This window comes from Acidaminobacter sp., from assembly GCF_030247605.1.
Taxonomy (GTDB): Bacteria; Bacillota; Clostridia; order Peptostreptococcales; family Acidaminobacteraceae; genus Acidaminobacter.
In genome coordinates this window covers 18,021-34,271 of sequence record NZ_JAOTSB010000032.1, presented here as the reverse complement: position 1 = coordinate 34,271, position 16,251 = coordinate 18,021, and the positions used below count along the sequence as shown (strand labels likewise).

Here is a 16,251-nt window from a genome sequence, read left to right as displayed (position 1 = left end):
TCAAGAAAGAAGAAGGCGGCAGACATACCCCGTTCTTTAACGGCTACAGACCGCAGTTCTTCTTCAGAACGACAGACGTTACCGGTTCAGCACACCTTCCAGCAGGCGTAGAAATGTGTATGCCTGGCGACAACATCGAGATGACGATCACTTTGATCTCACCTATCGCTGTTGAAGAAGGCCTCAAGTTCTCCATTCGTGAGGGCGGCCGTACGGTTGGCGCTGGTTCCGTTATCAAGATCATTAAGTAATATAAGCATAAAGCTTAGAGAAGTGGGCCTGTGAAAAACAGGCCCACTTTTAAGTGTGAAAAGTGTTGCATATCTGATTAGATGGTAGTATAATGATAAAGCGTGTTTACAAGCGATGAGATAGAAGGTTACCGATCTGGCTCGGAAAAATTTCTATTGAGAACGGTCCAATCATTGAATTGGGCGACCGGGATTTGTGTGCCTGAAAATGCGATACGCCAGGCAAGGTGTGCATAGACCCAGTCGTGTGTTTAAAATCACGCGCATTTATTTCAAGGAGGTAAAACACATGGCTAACAAAGGACAGAAAATCAGAATCAAACTCAAGTCGTTCGATCACAAAGTTCTCGACAGCTCAGCACAAAAGATCGTCGAGACAGCAAAAAGAACTGGTGCTGATGTAGCGGGACCAATTCCGCTTCCTACTAAAAAGGAAATCATCACAATTCTTCGCGCAGTTCACAAGTACAAGGATTCCAGAGAACAGTTCGAACTCAGAACGCACAAGCGTTTGATCGACATTCTCAATCCAACGCCAAAGACGGTTGATTCTCTCATGAGACTTGATCTCCCAGCCGGCGTGGATATTGAAATCAAACTGTAATACCCTACTGTCGTTACTAAGAGATTGGTTTGAATAGATTCAACCCTCAAGCTTAGTATGATTGCTAGAGCAATCCGCTGTAAGATTATCGGGAGGTGTAAACTCAATGTTAGGTATTTTAGGTAAAAAAATCGGCATGACACAGGTGTTTGACGCAAACGGCAATGTCGTTCCAGTCACTGTTGTTGAAGCAGGCCCTATGCATGTCACACAAGTCAAAACGGTTGAAACGGACGGCTACTCTGCTATCCAGGTGGCATTCGGTGATACGAAGGCACACAGAGCCAACAAACCGACTAAAGGTCATTTCGCAAAAGCTGGCGTTGAAATCAAGAAGTATGTTCGCGAATTCACGGTAGAAGATGCATCTGCATTTACAGTCGGCCAGGAAATTAAAGCAGATCTCTTCGCTGAAGGCGCAGCTGTGGATGTTTCCGGTATTTCCAAAGGTAAAGGTACTCAAGGCAATATCAAGCGTTGGAACCATTCACGCGGTCCTATGACTCACGGTTCCAAAAGCCACAGGCTTGCAGGCTCAATCGGTGCCGGCACTTTCCCGGGTAAAGTTGTTAAAGGTATGCCAATGGCAGGTCGTATGGGCCGTGAAAAAATCACGATTCAAAATATCGACGTTGTCCGTGTTGAAGCAGACCGCAACCTGATCCTTCTTAAAGGCTCGGTTCCGGGACCTAAAGGCTGCCTGTTGACCATTAAACCAACGGTCAAGTGTGGCAAATAGTGATTCGAGTAAAGGAAAGGAGGAAGCAACGTGGCTAAATTAGATGTTATAAACATGTCAGGTGAAAAAGTTGGAGAAATTCAACTGAGTGATAGCATTTTCGGCGTTGAGGTCAACAAACAAGTTCTTCACCAGGTTGTTGTCAACTATCTCGCCAATCAAAGACAAGGCACACAGTCTGCAAAGACTAGAGCCGAAGTTCGCGGCGGCGGCCGTAAGCCGTTCCGTCAGAAGGGCACTGGCAACGCTCGTCAAGGTACCATCAGAGCGCCTCATTTTGTAGGCGGTGGCGTGGTATTCGCACCGAAGCCAAGAGATTACAGCTATGTTCTGCCAAAGAAAATCAAGAGACTTGCTCTCAAGTCTGCGCTGAGCTCAAAAGTTCAAAACGGTGAGATTGTCGTCCTTGAGGACCTCGCATTCGAGGCACCAAAGACTAAGGAAATGATCAGCGTTCTTAAAAATATCAACGCTGACAAGAAAGCACTTATTGTCACCCTTGACAAGAATGACAACGTAGTTCTTTCCGCCAGCAACATTCCTGGCGTCAAGACATCCTTCGTTGGTCAGCTCAACGTTTACGAGATCCTCAACCACAACAGCTTCATCATCACTAAAGCTGCTGTCGAGAAACTCGAGGAGGTATACGCGTAATGAAAACTGCTTATGACGTTATTATTCGCCCAATTGTGACCGAGAAGAGCATGATGGGCACTTCTGAAAAGAAATATACTTTCGAAGTCCATAAGGACGCCAACAAAACGGAAATCCGCCAGGCGGTAGAGACTATTTTCGGTGTCAAAGTTGAAAAGGTCAACACCATGAACGTCGATGGAAAAGTTAAGCGACAAGGTAAATATGTCGGCAAGACTTCCAGCTGGAAGAAAGCCATTGTCAAATTGGCTCCAGGCAGCAAAGACATCGAGTTCTTCGAAGGCATTTAATTACTGAAGGAGGGAAAAAACATGGGTATCAGAGGGTTTAAACCCACTTCGCCTGCGATCAGACAGATGACGGTGTCGACTTTTGAGGAAATCACAAAATTCACACCTGAAAAAGCCCTGACTGTTTCGATCAAGAAGAATTCAGGTCGTAACAATCAAGGTAAAATCACTGTTCGTCACAGAGGCGGCGGTACTAGAGTCAAATATCGTATGATCGATTTCAAGCGCAGCAAGGACAATGTTCCTGCAACTGTTGCCTCTATCGAATATGATCCAAATCGTTCAGCAAACATCGCACTTCTTCACTATGCTGACGGTGAAAAACGTTACATCGTAGCACCTCACAAAATTGCTGTCGGCGACGTCATCATTTCCGGCGAAGGCCACGACATCAAGATTGGTAATGCTATGCCACTGAGCAATATCCCGCTCGGTACCATGATCCACAACATCGAGCTCAAGCCTGGTAAAGGCGCTCAGCTTGTTCGTTCTGCCGGCAACGCTGCTCAGCTGATGGCTAAAGAAGGCAAACTTGCGCTTCTTAGACTTCCATCTGGCGAAACACGTTATGTCAGAATTGAATGCCGTGCGACGATCGGCCAAGTTGGCAATATCGACCACGAAAATATCACGATCGGTAAAGCTGGCCGTACACGTCACATGGGCATCAGACCTACAGTCCGCGGTTCCGTCATGAACCCTAATGACCACCCTCACGGCGGTGGTGAAGGCCGTTCCCCAATTGGACGTCCGGCACCTGTTACACCTTGGGGCAAGCCTGCACTTGGTTACAAAACTCGTAACAAGAAAAAGGCTTCCGGCAAAATGATCGTATCAGGCAGAAAGAAATAGTTTGGGATTGGTGGCGGACTACGCGTTCGCCACTGCCTCGACGGGTAAAGCACGAAGGGAGGAAATGCAAGGATGAGCAGATCGCTTAAAAAAGGACCTTTTATTCATAAAGGACTTATCCGGAAAATTGAAGAAATGAACGCAGCAGGAGATAAAAAAGTCATCAAGTCTTGGTCGAGATCTTCGACGATTTTCCCTCAAATGGTTGGACACACGATCGCAGTTCACGACGGCAAAAAACATGTGCCTGTTTATGTGACAGAAGACATGATCGGCCACAAGCTCGGAGAATTCGCCCCTACGAGAACTTTCAAAGGCCACGCGGGCGATAAGAAGAGCGGTAAATAAGGCCATTTTAGATCGGAAGGAGGGCACACAATGAAATCCGTAGTAAGAGCTGAAGCGAAATACGTTCGTATTTCCTCAAGAAAGATGAAACCAATCGCGAACTTGGTCAGAGGCAAGAATGCCAAAGAAGCAAAAGCGATTTTGAAGTTTATACCGCGCAAAGGCGCAAGAATCTTCCTTAAAGTACTTGAGTCGGCAATCGCCAACGCAGAGAACAACAACCACATGGATGTTGACAAGCTGATTGTCGCTGAAATTTATGCTAACCAGGGACCTGTCATGAAGCGTTTCAGAGCGGGTTCTCACGGGAGAGCAAATCCAATTCTTAAGAGAAGCAGCCATGTAGGCGTCGCGGTATCCGAAAGAGAATAGTAAGGAGGGAATAGCGGATGGGTCAAAAAGTAAGCCCACACGGACTTAGAGTCGGTATTATTAAAGATTGGGACTCAAAATGGTACGCTAACAAGAAAAACTTCTCCGAGTTGCTCGTAGAAGATTTTAATATCAGAAAACTTCTTAAAAAGGAACTTTACACTTCCGGCATTTCCAGAATTTATATCGATCGCGCAGCGAACAACAGAATCCACATCAACATTTTCACAGCTAAGCCTGGTATGATTGTTGGCCGCGGCGGAGAAAACATCAAGAAATTGAGAGAGCAGATCCAGTCTATGACCGGCAAAACTGTTCAACTCGACATTTCTGAAGTTGAAAATGCAGATACGGATGCACAACTCGTCGCTGAAAACATAGCGTCGCAGCTCGAAAGACGTATTGCTTTCAGACGTGCTATGAAAGGTTCCATCACCAGAACCATGCGTTCCGGCGCTGTAGAAGGTATTAAAATCATGACTTCCGGTCGACTTGGTGGAGCGGAAATCGCGAGATCTGAGAACTACAGTGAAGGCAATGTACCTCTTTCAACGCTTCGCGCAGACATTGACTACGGTTTTGCTGAAGCGAACACCACTTACGGAAAAATTGGCGTTAAGGTTTGGATTTGCAAAGGTGAAATACTTCCTAAAGCAAACGGCGAAAGCATGCTGACACGCAAAGAGCCTAAGAAAGCAAGAACACCAGGCCAAGGTCAAGGCGGCGGTCAGAGAGATAACAAGAGACCGGGCAGAACTGGCAAGCCAAGACAAGGCAGAAATGAAAAAGACGCAAGATAATTCCTTAATCGGATAGAGAAGTTCATGGAAGGAGGCTGTACGCCATGTTAATGCCTAAAAGAGTCAAGCGACGCAGAGTACATCGCGGCAGAATGAAAGGCACTGCACAAAAAGGCAATGAAATTTCGTACGGAGATTACGCAATGGTAGCTATGGAGCCAGCGTGGATCACAGCGAATCAGATAGAAGCAGCGAGGATTGCGATCAACCGTTACATTAAAAGAGGCGGTAAAGTTTGGATCAAAGTCTTCCCTCACAAGCCGGTCACTAAGAAACCTGCTGAGACCCGCATGGGTGCCGGTAAAGGTTCACCGGAGTACTGGGTAGCCGTTGTCAAGCCGGGCCGCGTCATGTTCGAGCTTTCTGGTGTTAATGAAGACACTGCTCGTGAAGCGATGCGTCTTGCTGCTAACAAACTGCCTATTCAGTGCAAGTTCATGAAGCGCGAAGAAGTGCTTGAAAAGGGTGGTGAATCTAATGAATAGTAACAAACTCCGAGATCTTACTCCGGATGAGCTTACAGTAAAGCTGAATGACCTTAAGAGCGAATTGTTCAACCTTAGATTCCAGTTGGCCACTGGCCAGCTCGACAACCCAATGAAGATCAAAAATGTCAAAAAAGACATTGCCAGAGTCAAGACGATCCTCAGGGAACTGGATATTAAGGCTTAATCGCGAAGGAGGTAAGGAAATTGGAAAGAGCTAACAGAAAAGTTAGAACTGGTACAGTTGTCTCCGACAAAATGGATAAGACAATTGTTGTAAAAGTAGAAGATTTCATTCGTCATCCTCTCTATGGCAAACGCGTCAAGAGAACGACGAAATTCAAAGCACACGACGAACAGAACGCCTGTGGTATCGGCGATAGAGTTCGAATTATGGAAACTCGCCCTCTCAGCCGCGATAAGCGCTGGAGACTCGTAGAAATTATCGAGAAGGCGAAGTAATTCTTGCTGATTGGAAGGAGGTTGCAAGCATGATCCAACAGGAAACCCGGTTGAAAGTCGCGGACAATTCTGGTGCCAAAGAGTTATTGTGCATCCGCGTACTAGGCGGTTCAAAGAGAAAGTACGGCAACATCGGCGACGTTATCGTCTGTGCCGTTAAAAATGCAACACCAGGCGGAGTTGTTAAAAAAGGTGATGTTGTTAAAGCAGTCATCGTAAGATCCGTCAGCGGCGTTAGAAGAAACGACGGTAGCTACCTTAAATTCGATGATAACGCAGCAGTCATCATCAAAGAAGATTTGTCTCCAGTCGGTACCCGTATTTTTGGACCGGTTGCTCGAGAATTAAGGGATAAGAAATTTACCAAAATCGTTTCCCTGGCTCCAGAAGTCCTATAAGAGAGTGGGAGGTGGAAATAGATGCGTATTAAAAAAGGCGATACGGTTGTCGTAATTTCCGGCAAGGATAAGGGCAAAAAAGGCAAAGTCCTTCAAGCGCTTCCTAAGAAAGAGCGCGTTATCGTTGAAGGTGTCAATATGGTGACTAAACACCAAAAAGCTACACAACAAGTCAAGCAGGCTGGCATCATCCATCAGGAGGCGCCAATCCATGTTTCGAACGTCATGCTTCTCGACCCTAAGGTCAAAACGGGTACGAGGGTTTCATACAAAGTACTCGACAGTGGCAAAAAAGTCAGAGTCGCCGCAAAATCTGGCGAAGTCATTGACTAACGGTCGGGAAGGAGGGTTAACCAATGGCTAGATTTAAAGATAAATATCTTAATGACGTTACTAAGGCTATGATGGAAAAATTCCAGTACAGCAACGTCATGGAGATTCCTAAAATTGAAAAAGTAGTGGTCAACATGGGACTTGGTGACTCAAAGGAAAATCCTAAAGAGATCCAGGTAGCGGTTGCAGAGCTCGCTAAAATCACAGGTCAACAACCTGTTATCACAAAAGCGAAAAAGTCAGTCGCGAACTTTAAAGTTCGTGAAGGCATGCCGGTCGGCGCTAAGCTTACGCTTCGCGGCGAAATCATGTACGAATTCCTCGAACGTCTGATCTCAATCGCGCTTCCGCGTGTTCGGGACTTTAAAGGCGTCAATCCAAATGCTTTTGACGGCAGAGGCAACTATACGCTTGGCGTCAAAGAGCAATTGATTTTCCCGGAAATCGAATATGATAAGATTGACAAAGTCCGAGGAATGGACATCACCTTCGTAACAACTGCGAAGACAGACGAAGAAGCTCGTGAGCTTCTCGCGCTTATGGGGATGCCATTCAGCAAATAAGGAGGGGTATCAAGTGGCGAAAACATCGCTTAAAGTTAAACAGGCTCGCACGCAAAAGTATTCTACACAAGAATATTCACGCTGCAAGCTTTGCGGAAGACCACACGCATACATCCGCAAATTCGGCATTTGCCGTATTTGCTTCAGAGAATTGGCATATAAAGGTCAAATTCCAGGTGTGCGTAAAGCCAGCTGGTAATAAGGAAAGGAGGTATTGTCCATGACTATGACTACAGATCCAATTGCAGATATGCTGACACGCATTCGAAATGCCAATATGGTAAAGCATACTGTCGTCGACATCCCGTCGTCGAACGTTAAAAAGAGAATCGCTGAGATTTTGATGGCAGAAGGCTTTATTAAAAACTTCAGCATGATCGCAGACGATCACCAGGGAATTATCCGAGTCGAACTTAAATATGGAGACAATAAAGAAAAGGTCATTTCCGGCCTTAAACGTATTTCAAAACCAGGCCTCAGAGTATACGCAAAGAAGACGGACATTCCGAAAGTCCTTGGCGGCCTTGGTATTGCCATCATTTCGACATCTAATGGCATTATCACAGATAAGGAAGCTCGCAAACTCGGTGTTGGCGGCGAAGTCATCTGTTACGTTTGGTAATTTAAAGGGATAGAGTAGGAGGTGCAATAATGTCTAGAATTGGTAGATTGCCTATTACGATTCCTGGTGGCGTGACTGTCAACGTCGACGAGACGAACTTAGTAACGGTCAAGGGTCCATTAGGGGAGTTAACAGAGCAAATCAACAAAGATCTGAAGGTTACAATCGACAATGGTGTTATGACTGTCGAACGTCCTTCCGACAACAAAACACACAGAGCGCTTCACGGCCTTAGCCGTACGCTTATCAACAATATGGTCGTGGGTGTATCCCAAGGCTACTCTAAAAAGCTTAAAATTGTTGGCGTCGGTTATAGAGCCATCAAGAACGGAAATAAGCTTGAACTTTCTCTCGGTTTTTCTCATCCTGTATCGATGGAAGATCCGGCAGGGATCACGACTGAAGTTCCTGTTCAGACTGAAATCATCATTAAAGGGATCAATAAGCAGCTCGTAGGAAACTACGCTGCGAAGATCCGTGATTGGAGACGTCCTGAGCCATACAAAGGCAAGGGTGTCCGTTATGAAAACGAAAATGTCCGCCGTAAAGAGGGCAAAACCGGTAAGAAATAATCGGGAAAGGAGTGAAGCGGCATGATTAACAAAGTTGGTAAAAATACAAACAGAAAAGCTCGCCAAATCAGAACTCGCAAGAAAGTCGCGGGTACTGCTCAGCGTCCTAGACTGAATGTCTATAGAAGCCTTAACAACATCTATGCCCAAATTATCGATGACGTCGCTGGCGTCACGATCGTCTCCGCTTCGTCACTTGAGGCGGAACTCAAAGGAAAATTTGCGCATTCCGGCAACAAGCTTGCCGCGAAGGCTGTCGGCGAACTCGTCGCAAAAAGAGCGATTGAGAAGGGTATTCAACAAGTCGTCTTTGACCGTGCCGGATACCTGTATCACGGACGTGTTAAAGAGCTGGCAGATGGTGCCAGAGAAGCCGGCTTAGAATTTTAGCAAAGGAGGTTAACGAATGAACCGCACAATGATCGATGCGAGTAAACTTGAACTTAAAGAACAAGTTATCAACATAAATCGCGTTACCAAAGTAGTTAAAGGTGGTCGAAACTTCCGCTTTGCTGCGCTGGTTGTCGTCGGAGATGAAAATGGCCATGTCGGTGTTGGCACAGGCAAAGCCCAGGAGGTTCCTGAAGCGATCCGCAAGGCTATTGAAGATGCTAAAAAGCATTTGATTTACGTTCCGCGTGTAGGTACATCTGTACCTCATCCAATTCGTGGTGAATATGGTGCAGGTGCTGTTTTGATAATGCCAGCATTCGAAGGTACCGGCGTTATTGCCGGCGGACCTGTCCGCGCTGTCCTTGAGCTCGCAGGCGTTAAAGACGTTCGCGCAAAATCTCTTGGCAGTGACAATCCACGTAACGTCGTCAACGCGACTATCGATGGTCTGACTAAGATGAAGACTGTTGAAAGTGTCGCTAAATTAAGAGGCAGATCCGTAGAAGAAATTCTTGGTTAGGAGGTGCACAAGCGTGGCAAATACAATCAAGGTTAAATTGGTGAAGAGCACGATTGGTGCGATTCCGAAACACAAGAAGACGGTTGAGGCTTTAGGTCTCAGAAAGATCGGCCAAATCGTCGAAAAGCAAGACAATCCTCAAATGCGAGGGATGATCCAGCAGGTCAGCCACCTGGTTAAGATCGTCGAAGCTTAAACGAAGGAGGTGTGATTATGAAGCTTAATGAATTAGCGCCATCACAGGGCACCAATAAGAACCGAAAGCGCAGAGGTCGCGGTACAGCGACTGGCCAAGGTAAAACAGGCGGCCGCGGTATGAACGGACAAAACGCAAGATCCGGCGGCGGTGTTCGTCCGGGTTTTGAGGGCGGACAGCTTCCACTCTTCCGTCGAATTCCGAAGCGCGGCTTTAAAAATAGAAACCGCATTGATTGGACAACTATTAATGTTGAAACGCTTAACGCGTTCGAAAACGGAACTGTCGTTACTCCAGAACTTCTGATTGAAAGTGGCATCGTAAAAAAATTCAGCTATGGCCTAAAAGTCCTCGGGGACGGCTCACTGAACAAGGGAATCACGGTTAAAGCCCACAAATTCACTCAGTCAGCGATTGAAAAGATCGAAGCTGCTGGAGGAAAGGCAGAGGTGATCTAGTTGCTTTCAACACTTGTCAACGCATGGAAGATTCCAGACCTAAAAAAACGAATACTTTACACTTTAATGATGTTGGTCGTTTTTCGTCTTGGGTCGGCCATTCCAGTTCCGGGAATCGATAAAACTCAGCTTGCCTCGCTTTTCGCGAACGACTCAGGATTTCTTGGGTTCTTCAACCTGATTTCAGGCGGCGCTTTTAAAAACTTTACGATTTTCGCGCTCGGTATTTCTCCGTATATTACCGCTTCCATTATTGTCAACCTTCTTCAAATTGCCTTTCCTGATTCGGTTGGTGCAATGGCAAAAGAGGGAGAGGAAGGCAAGAAGAAGCTTGCTCAATATACGCGCTATGGCACTGTAGTTCTCGCGTTGATTCAGGCAACTGGTTGGAGTATCGGTCTTTTCAGACCGGCGTATATCAATGATACACCGTTAAGCATTGCAATTTCAGTCATTGTACTGACTGCTGGTACAGCATTCCTGATGTATCTCGGTGAAAAGATCACCGAAAACGGTATAGGAAATGGTATCTCGCTCTTCATCTTTGCCGGGATTCTTGCAAGGGTTCCGGAAAGTGTTGTCACTACAGTGCTTCGATTCCTTGATGGTCAGCTTTCAATCTTCAGCATAATTCTCTTTGTTGTGATTGCGCTGCTGATCATTGTCGGAATCATCTACATCCAGGAAGGAACGCGCAAAATACCGGTACAGTATGCCAAGCGTGTTGTTGGCAGAAAAATGTATGGCGGCCAGACCTCCTACATTCCGATGAAAGTCAATCAGTCCGGCGTTATTCCAATAATCTTTGCAGTATCGCTGCTGATGTTCCCTATGACGATCGCGCAATTTTTCCCAGACAGTAAATTTTACGAGTTTTTAAGACTCTATTTTGGTCAATCGAGTATTATCTATAACGTACTTTACGCTCTTTTGATTATCTTCTTCACTTATTTCTATACGTCCGTTATCTTTAATCCAATTGAAGTAGCAGACAATATGAAGAGAAATGGCGGTTTTATCCCTGGGATCAGACCAGGAAAACCGACATCAGAATATCTGGAAAGAACCATGAGCCGCATTACGATTGCAGGTGCAATATTCCTTGCGTTTATCGCGGTACTGCCAAATATCATTCTTGGTTTTGGATCTTTGAACTTGGCATTTGGCGGCACTTCACTGTTGATCGCTGTCGGTGTTTCGCTTGAAACAATGAAGCAGATTGAAGCTCAGATGGTCATGAGGCATTATCAGGGCTTCTTGAAGTAGTCAGGAGATGATGGTGATGAAACTGATCCTATTAGGCCCTCCGGGAGCCGGTAAAGGTACTCAGGCAGCAAACATTATCGAAACTTTCAGTATCCCACATATTTCAACCGGTGATATTTTCAGAAAAAATATCAAAGAAGGTACAGAGCTAGGGAAGAAAGCGAAAGAATATATGGACCGGGGCGAACTCGTTCCGGATACACTGGTCGTAGAGATCGTAGAAGATCGGCTCAAAGCAGAAGATTGCAAATCTGGTTTTCTGCTCGACGGTTTTCCGAGGACTGTATTTCAGGCTGAAGCGCTGGATAAAGTACTCGAAAATATGGGCGCAGGACTGGATTATGTTGTAAACGTCGTAGTAGATCCAGAACTCCTTGTTGAAAGAGCTGTCGGAAGAAGAATCTGCAGAGATTGCGGAAGCACTTATCATATCAAATATAATCCGCCAAAAGAGGAAAGTGTTTGCGACAAGTGCTCAGGCGAACTTTACCAAAGATCTGATGACAATGCTGATACAGTCACGAACCGCATCCGGGTGTATATGGACGAGACTTCCCCGCTTATTGAATATTATCGAGTTAAAGGAAATTTGATCAATGTCGACGGTCAACAAGACATTGACAAGGTCTTTGATGATATTCTCAAAGCAATTGGGAGAACTCAGTAATGATTCTTGTTAAATCCAGTACGGAGATTGAGTATATGCGTGAGTCAGGTAAGATCGTGGCGACGGTCCATTCGGTCCTCAAAGACATGATCAAACCTGGGATCACAACGAAGGAACTCGATGAAATCGCAGAGCGCATTATTCTCGAACATGGGGCGCAGCCGGCGTTCAAAGGCTATGGTGGCTTTCCGGCTACCATATGCGCCTCTGTGAATGAGGAAGTCGTCCATGGCATTCCGGGAGACCGGATGTTGCGCGAGGGCGATATCATCAGTATTGACGTAGGCGCACTCAAAAACGGCTATTACGGAGACAGCGCCAAAACCTATCCCGTAGGAAAAATCAGCGCAAAAGCGGAGAAGCTGATCCGTGTTACGCGGGAAAGCTTTTATGAAGGGCTTAAATTCTGCAAAGTTGGTTACAGACTCTCAGACGTCTCACATGCCATACAAATGCATGTTGAAGCGGAAGGATTTTCCGTTGTTCGAGATTATGTGGGGCACGGCATTGGCGCTTCACTGCACGAAGACCCTCAGATTCCTAATTACGGCCCAGCCGGAAAAGGACCCAGGTTATCGCCTGGCATGGTGTTGGCCATTGAGCCAATGATCAATGCGGGACGATTTTTAGTCAGAGTGCTAGGGGACAATTGGACTGTAGTGACTGCAGATGGCAGTTTATCCGCCCATTACGAACATACCATAGCCATAACAGATGAGGATCCTATTATCCTTACCACGGATCAATAAGCGAGGTGTGGAGATTGGAATCAACAAAAGGATTGGTTGTTGGTCAATTTGTCAAATCAAAGGCAGGTCGTGATCACGATAGGTTATTTTTGATTCTTGACATCATTGATGAAAATTTCGTATTATTAGTAGATGGGAATTTAAGAAAAATCGATTCGCCAAAACTGAAAAAGGTACGCCATTTGGTTAAAATTAATCAAATCAGCACAGCTTTTTCTGAAGCGCTTGAGGCAGGCATCAAACCTGATGACAGCCTGGTGAAACGTGAAATTGATAAACTCCAGCAAGTCTGATTCAAGCACGGGGAGGTAAGAGAATTATGGCAAAAAGCGATGCGATCGAAGTCGTCGGAACCGTTATTGAAGCGTTGCCAAACGCGATGTTCCGTGTCCGGCTGGAAAACGATCATGAAGTGTTGGCTCATGTTTCCGGCAAACTCAGAATGAATTTTATCCGAATTCTGCCGGGCGACAAAGTGACTATGGAGTTATCTCCATATGATCTGACTCGTGGAAGAATTACCTGGCGCGGCAAGTGATAAGGAGGTATAACGCATGAAAGTCAGACCATCGGTGAAACCGATTTGCGAAAAATGCAAAATTATTAAGCGCAAAGGCAGAGTAATGGTCATTTGCGAAAACCCTAAACACAAACAGAAGCAAGGTTAACCAGTGAAAGAATCTGACGTGGGGACGCGGCTGTCCTTAAGGATTCCAAGCGTCAGATTTAGACATATAGCGGTAATCTGGCATTTTACGAAAGCAGGAGGTGTACATTAATGGCAAGAATTGCAGGCGTCGACCTGCCTAGGGAGAAGAGAGCCGTCATCGGACTCACTTACATCTATGGCATTGGTAAGCCAAGATCTATTCAAATTCTTTCCAAGGCCGGTGTCAGTGAAGATACTCGTATCAAAGACCTGACAGAAGAAGAGGTTAACAAACTCAGAGCGGTCATCGAAACTGATTATGTCGTCGAAGGCGATCTTCGACGTGAAGTAGCCCTCAACATCAAGCGTCTCCGTGAAATCGGCTGCTTTAGAGGCATCCGTCACAGAAAAGGACTTCCTGTCCGCGGACAGAGAACGAAAACCAATGCTCGTACGCGCAAGGGACCTAAGAAAACGGTCGGACGCAAGAAGAAGAAGTAAAGGAGGGTGAAGCATGGTAGCAAAAAAAGTACGTAAAACTACAGTAGCTCGCGGCAAGAAAAAACGCGAACGTAAAAATATTGATCGTGGCCAGGCGCATGTACAATCAACTTTCAATAATACGATTGTGACGCTGACTGACACAGCCGGCAATACAATTGCATGGGCAAGTGCAGGCGGGCTCGGTTTCAAAGGATCCAGAAAGTCTACGCCTTTTGCTGCGCAAATGGCGGCAGAATCTGCAGCTAAAAACGCTATGGAACATGGCCTTAAACAGGTTCAAGTTTTCGTAAAAGGACCAGGCGCTGGTCGTGAAGCTGCGATCCGTTCTCTTCAGGCTGCAGGCCTCGAGATTTCTTCGATCGTTGACGTAACGCCGATCCCTCACAACGGCTGCAGACCGCCGAAACGCAGAAGAGTTTGATATTATAGGAGGTGTAGTAAATGGCTAGATATACGGGACCTTCTTGCAGACTTTGTCGCCGAGAAGCACAGAAACTTTATCTTAAGGGTGATCGCTGTTATTCCGACAAGTGTGCTCTCAACAAAAGAGAGAACGCTCCGGGGCAGCATGGCGCCAGAAGAGGTAAGCTTTCCGGCTACGGCGTACAGCTGAGAGAAAAACAAAAGGTTAAGAGATACTATGGTATCCTCGAAAGCCAATTCCGTGAGACATATAATAGAGCTGACAAGATGAAGGGTATCGCAGGCGAAAACCTTCTCCAGCTTTTAGAGCTTCGCATGGACAATGTCGTTTATAGACTTGGTTTTGCGAATTCCAGAAAAGAAGCACGACAACTCGTTACGCACGGACACTTCACAGTGAACGGCAGCAAAGCCGATATCCCGTCCATGACGCTTAAAGTCGGCGACGTCATTGAAGTCAAGGAGCGCAGCAAGGCTTCTGACAAATTCAAGGCGATCATGGTAAAGGGTCAGGCAACGCCAACTTGGCTTGTTGCTGAACCAGAGAAAATGAGCGGTAAGATCGTTTCGGCGCCGGCAAGACAAGATATCGATCTTCCGATCGAAGAGCACCTGATCATCGAGCTCTACTCTAAGTAGTCGTCGTAACGTAATGTTACCCTCACATCCTATAAATGAAGGAGGGTTTGTGCAGTGATAGAGATTGAAAAGCCGAGTATCGAGTGTGTTGAAATGAACGAAACGGCAACTTATGGCAAATTTGTTGTCGAGCCTCTTGAGCGCGGGTATGGCATTACACTCGGGAATAGTTTAAGACGCATTTTATTGTCTTCTCTTCCAGGTACAGCGGTAAAGTGGATAAAAATCGATAATGTACTTCACGAATTTTCCACGATTCAGGGCGTAAAAGAAGATGTCGTAGACATTATTCTCAACCTGAAAAACCTTGCTGCCAAAATTCATTCGGATGACGAAGTCAAGATTTTAAGAATCGAAGCGACTGAGGCTGGTCCGATCACTTCAGGCGATATCATTTGTGATTCAGATGTCGAAATCCTGAATACAGATCTTCATATCGCGACCCTCGACGATCACTCAACTCTGAACATGGAAATTGCCCTTGCAAAAGGCCGCGGCTATGTATCCGCAGATCTTAACAAGGATCCAGGTATGTCCATTGGCATAATTCCTGTGGATTCCATTTTTACGCCTGTAAAAAAGGTGAACTTCAGTGTTGACAATACACGTGTAGGGCAAGTTGCGGACTATGACAAGCTTGTCATGGAAGTCTGGACGGATGGTACAATTAAGCCGGATGAAGCGACGTCAATCGGAGCTAAAATCATGGCAGAACATCTGAAGCTTTTCATCGAAATGACTGACAGCACCAACGGTGTTGAAATCATGGTGGAAAAAGAAGAAGACAAGAAAGAAAAAGTCCTTGAAATGACGATCGAGGAACTCGACCTCTCCGTGCGTTCATACAATTGTTTGAAGCGCGCCGGTATCAATACCGTTGAGGAATTGACCGAGAAAACGGAAGACGACATGATGAAAGTCAGAAACCTCGGTAAAAAATCACTTGAAGAAGTCAAGCAAAAGCTCGAAGAGCTTGGGCTTGGCCTGAAATCTGAAGAAGAATAGGAAGAAAAAGGAGGGGAATCCATGGCGGGTTATCGTAAACTCGGGCGTCCAACAGCGCACCGTAACCTGATGCTTCGCAATCTGGTTACAAGCCTGATCAAGAACGGCCGTATCGAGACCACTGAAACGAGAGCCAAGGAAGCTCGCAAGATCGCTGAAAAGATGATCTCGCTCGGCAAGCGCGGCGACCTTCACGCAAGACGTCAGGCAATGGCCTTCATTACTGAAGAAGCTGTTGTAAAGACGCTTTTCGAAGAAATTGCGCCTAAGTACGCTGACAAGAGCGGCGGCTATACCAGAATTTATAAGCTTGGACCTAGACGAGGCGACGCAGCGCCAATGGTCTTAATCGAGTTGGTATAAGATCGTTAAGAGGGACTAAGGACTATAGCTTAGTCCCTTTATCTTTTTTATTTGTTGGAAACCGGCGTAGCACA

At 46.0% G+C, this 16,251-nt stretch carries 32 protein-coding genes and 1 pseudogene; all 33 read left to right on the top strand.

The window, feature by feature from the left end; translation table 11 throughout:
• A pseudogene (gene tuf, locus OEL90_RS12710) lies at positions 1-251 on the top strand (elongation factor Tu); the annotation flags it as partial.
• A 289-nt stretch (positions 252-540) separates the two neighbouring features.
• Positions 541-855 carry a 30S ribosomal protein S10 gene (gene rpsJ, locus OEL90_RS12705; protein WP_092593135.1) on the top strand — a complete coding sequence of 105 codons (315 nt, stop codon included), beginning with the start codon at positions 541-543 and terminating at the stop codon, positions 853-855.
• Between the two features lie 106 nt (positions 856-961).
• On the top strand, positions 962-1,594 hold the full coding sequence (gene rplC, locus OEL90_RS12700; RefSeq protein ID WP_300689140.1) for a 50S ribosomal protein L3: 633 nt from the start codon (positions 962-964) through the stop codon (positions 1,592-1,594).
• A 30-nt stretch (positions 1,595-1,624) separates the two neighbouring features.
• Positions 1,625-2,248, top strand: coding sequence for a 50S ribosomal protein L4 (gene rplD / locus OEL90_RS12695; protein WP_300689137.1), 624 nt, complete (start codon positions 1,625-1,627; stop codon positions 2,246-2,248).
• Entirely contained in the window at positions 2,248-2,538 is a 291-nt protein-coding gene (gene rplW / locus OEL90_RS12690; protein ID WP_300689134.1) for a 50S ribosomal protein L23, read from the top strand. The genes rplD and rplW overlap by 1 nt, the downstream gene beginning before the upstream one ends.
• A 21-nt stretch (positions 2,539-2,559) precedes the next feature.
• Positions 2,560-3,390, top strand: coding sequence for a 50S ribosomal protein L2 (rplB, locus tag OEL90_RS12685; protein WP_300689132.1), 831 nt, complete (start codon positions 2,560-2,562; stop codon positions 3,388-3,390).
• Positions 3,391-3,462: 72 nt separating this feature from the next.
• Complete coding sequence (gene rpsS, locus OEL90_RS12680; protein ID WP_300689129.1) at positions 3,463-3,738, top strand: 30S ribosomal protein S19; 276 nt, start codon at positions 3,463-3,465, stop codon at positions 3,736-3,738.
• A 30-nt stretch (positions 3,739-3,768) separates the two neighbouring features.
• On the top strand, positions 3,769-4,110 hold the full coding sequence (gene rplV / locus OEL90_RS12675) for a 50S ribosomal protein L22 (RefSeq protein WP_300689126.1): 342 nt from the start codon (positions 3,769-3,771) through the stop codon (positions 4,108-4,110).
• 17 nt (positions 4,111-4,127) lie between these two features.
• Positions 4,128-4,910 carry a 30S ribosomal protein S3 gene (gene rpsC / locus OEL90_RS12670; protein ID WP_300689123.1) on the top strand — a complete coding sequence of 261 codons (783 nt, stop codon included), beginning with the start codon at positions 4,128-4,130 and terminating at the stop codon, positions 4,908-4,910.
• Positions 4,911-4,954: 44 nt separating this feature from the next.
• Positions 4,955-5,395 carry a 50S ribosomal protein L16 gene (rplP, locus tag OEL90_RS12665; protein ID WP_300689120.1) on the top strand — a complete coding sequence of 147 codons (441 nt, stop codon included), beginning with the start codon at positions 4,955-4,957 and terminating at the stop codon, positions 5,393-5,395.
• Positions 5,388-5,582 carry a 50S ribosomal protein L29 gene (gene rpmC, locus OEL90_RS12660; RefSeq protein ID WP_300689117.1) on the top strand — a complete coding sequence of 65 codons (195 nt, stop codon included), beginning with the start codon at positions 5,388-5,390 and terminating at the stop codon, positions 5,580-5,582. The genes rplP and rpmC overlap by 8 nt, the downstream gene beginning before the upstream one ends.
• A 20-nt stretch (positions 5,583-5,602) precedes the next feature.
• Complete coding sequence (gene rpsQ, locus OEL90_RS12655) at positions 5,603-5,857, top strand: 30S ribosomal protein S17 (RefSeq protein ID WP_092593156.1); 255 nt, start codon at positions 5,603-5,605, stop codon at positions 5,855-5,857.
• A gap of 29 nt (positions 5,858-5,886) precedes the next feature.
• Positions 5,887-6,255, top strand: coding sequence for a 50S ribosomal protein L14 (rplN, locus tag OEL90_RS12650; RefSeq protein ID WP_092593158.1), 369 nt, complete (start codon positions 5,887-5,889; stop codon positions 6,253-6,255).
• A gap of 21 nt (positions 6,256-6,276) precedes the next feature.
• A complete protein-coding gene (rplX, locus tag OEL90_RS12645; RefSeq protein ID WP_300689111.1) occupies positions 6,277-6,588 on the top strand; it encodes a 50S ribosomal protein L24 in 312 nt (103 codons plus the stop codon).
• Positions 6,589-6,611: 23 nt separating this feature from the next.
• Complete coding sequence (gene rplE, locus OEL90_RS12640; protein ID WP_300689109.1) at positions 6,612-7,151, top strand: 50S ribosomal protein L5; 540 nt, start codon at positions 6,612-6,614, stop codon at positions 7,149-7,151.
• 13 nt (positions 7,152-7,164) lie between these two features.
• Entirely contained in the window at positions 7,165-7,350 is a 186-nt protein-coding gene (locus tag OEL90_RS12635; RefSeq protein ID WP_300689106.1) for a type Z 30S ribosomal protein S14, read from the top strand.
• A gap of 21 nt (positions 7,351-7,371) precedes the next feature.
• Positions 7,372-7,773, top strand: coding sequence for a 30S ribosomal protein S8 (rpsH, locus tag OEL90_RS12630; RefSeq protein ID WP_300689103.1), 402 nt, complete (start codon positions 7,372-7,374; stop codon positions 7,771-7,773).
• A gap of 29 nt (positions 7,774-7,802) precedes the next feature.
• Positions 7,803-8,345 (top strand): 50S ribosomal protein L6, encoded by a 543-nt coding sequence (gene rplF, locus OEL90_RS12625; protein WP_300689100.1) that lies wholly within the window; start codon positions 7,803-7,805, stop codon positions 8,343-8,345.
• 21 nt (positions 8,346-8,366) lie between these two features.
• A complete protein-coding gene (gene rplR, locus OEL90_RS12620; RefSeq protein ID WP_300689098.1) occupies positions 8,367-8,735 on the top strand; it encodes a 50S ribosomal protein L18 in 369 nt (122 codons plus the stop codon).
• A gap of 16 nt (positions 8,736-8,751) precedes the next feature.
• Positions 8,752-9,258, top strand: a complete 507-nt coding sequence (gene rpsE / locus OEL90_RS12615) for a 30S ribosomal protein S5 (protein ID WP_300689096.1) — start codon at positions 8,752-8,754, stop codon at positions 9,256-9,258.
• 13 nt (positions 9,259-9,271) lie between these two features.
• Positions 9,272-9,454, top strand: coding sequence for a 50S ribosomal protein L30 (rpmD, locus tag OEL90_RS12610; RefSeq protein ID WP_300689094.1), 183 nt, complete (start codon positions 9,272-9,274; stop codon positions 9,452-9,454).
• A gap of 17 nt (positions 9,455-9,471) precedes the next feature.
• Positions 9,472-9,912: a 50S ribosomal protein L15 gene (gene rplO / locus OEL90_RS12605; RefSeq protein WP_300689091.1), complete on the top strand. Its 441-nt coding sequence runs from the start codon at positions 9,472-9,474 to the stop codon at positions 9,910-9,912.
• Positions 9,913-11,178: a preprotein translocase subunit SecY gene (secY, locus tag OEL90_RS12600; protein ID WP_300689089.1), complete on the top strand. Its 1,266-nt coding sequence runs from the start codon at positions 9,913-9,915 to the stop codon at positions 11,176-11,178. It abuts the gene before it with no gap.
• A gap of 16 nt (positions 11,179-11,194) precedes the next feature.
• The gene (locus OEL90_RS12595; protein WP_300689086.1) at positions 11,195-11,845 is read left to right on the top strand and encodes an adenylate kinase; all 651 of its coding nucleotides are present in this window, start codon (positions 11,195-11,197) and stop codon (positions 11,843-11,845) included.
• On the top strand, positions 11,845-12,594 hold the full coding sequence (map, locus tag OEL90_RS12590; RefSeq protein WP_300689083.1) for a type I methionyl aminopeptidase: 750 nt from the start codon (positions 11,845-11,847) through the stop codon (positions 12,592-12,594). Before OEL90_RS12595 ends, map begins: the two co-directional genes overlap by 1 nt.
• Positions 12,595-12,608: 14 nt before the next feature.
• The gene (locus OEL90_RS12585; RefSeq protein WP_300689080.1) at positions 12,609-12,887 is read left to right on the top strand and encodes a KOW domain-containing RNA-binding protein; all 279 of its coding nucleotides are present in this window, start codon (positions 12,609-12,611) and stop codon (positions 12,885-12,887) included.
• A gap of 26 nt (positions 12,888-12,913) precedes the next feature.
• Positions 12,914-13,132, top strand: a complete 219-nt coding sequence (infA, locus tag OEL90_RS12580; RefSeq protein ID WP_092593186.1) for a translation initiation factor IF-1 — start codon at positions 12,914-12,916, stop codon at positions 13,130-13,132.
• Between the two features lie 16 nt (positions 13,133-13,148).
• Entirely contained in the window at positions 13,149-13,262 is a 114-nt protein-coding gene (gene rpmJ, locus OEL90_RS12575; protein ID WP_025434559.1) for a 50S ribosomal protein L36, read from the top strand.
• Between the two features lie 110 nt (positions 13,263-13,372).
• Positions 13,373-13,744 (top strand): 30S ribosomal protein S13, encoded by a 372-nt coding sequence (rpsM, locus tag OEL90_RS12570; protein WP_300689042.1) that lies wholly within the window; start codon positions 13,373-13,375, stop codon positions 13,742-13,744.
• A 13-nt stretch (positions 13,745-13,757) separates the two neighbouring features.
• Entirely contained in the window at positions 13,758-14,168 is a 411-nt protein-coding gene (rpsK, locus tag OEL90_RS12565; RefSeq protein WP_300689039.1) for a 30S ribosomal protein S11, read from the top strand.
• 20 nt (positions 14,169-14,188) lie between these two features.
• Positions 14,189-14,809 (top strand): 30S ribosomal protein S4, encoded by a 621-nt coding sequence (gene rpsD, locus OEL90_RS12560; RefSeq protein ID WP_300689036.1) that lies wholly within the window; start codon positions 14,189-14,191, stop codon positions 14,807-14,809.
• A 54-nt stretch (positions 14,810-14,863) separates the two neighbouring features.
• Positions 14,864-15,814 (top strand): DNA-directed RNA polymerase subunit alpha, encoded by a 951-nt coding sequence (locus OEL90_RS12555; RefSeq protein WP_300689033.1) that lies wholly within the window; start codon positions 14,864-14,866, stop codon positions 15,812-15,814.
• Positions 15,815-15,835: 21 nt separating this feature from the next.
• A complete protein-coding gene (gene rplQ / locus OEL90_RS12550; RefSeq protein WP_291405339.1) occupies positions 15,836-16,177 on the top strand; it encodes a 50S ribosomal protein L17 in 342 nt (113 codons plus the stop codon).
• Positions 16,178-16,251: the final 74 nt, after the last annotated feature.